Genomic DNA, 323 nt, shown 5'->3' on the forward strand with positions numbered 1-323 from the left:
CCTTAATCAGCGCAGCTTCGCCAATCACTCCATAGTCAGTATCCTGCGAGCCATGTACAGCCTCTGCAAGCTCGATAGTAGATAGAGTTGAAGTGCCTAGCTTACCGACAACAACACCCGCAGCGGCGTTAGCAAGCGCACAGGCTTCGTCTAGAGGCTTACCTGCCGCTACAGAAGCAGCCAATACAGAAATTACCGTATCTCCAGCACCAGTAACGTCATACACTTCTTGAGCTTGAGTTGGAAGATGGAATGGCTTCTCACCGCGGCGCAATAGCGTCATGCCATGCTCGCTGCGAGTAACCAGTAGGGCTTGCAGATCA

The 323-nt window shown here is 52.3% G+C and carries 1 protein-coding gene; it reads right to left on the reverse strand.

Translation table 11 applies throughout. The annotated features are described in order from the left end of the window. A partial coding sequence (locus AB4585_RS24975) for a PfkB family carbohydrate kinase (protein ID WP_372171446.1) occupies window positions 1-323 on the reverse strand: 323 nt, incomplete at both ends.

The organism is Vibrio sp. 10N.222.49.C9 (assembly GCF_041474985.1).
Taxonomy (GTDB): domain Bacteria; phylum Pseudomonadota; class Gammaproteobacteria; order Enterobacterales; family Vibrionaceae; genus Vibrio; species Vibrio crassostreae_C.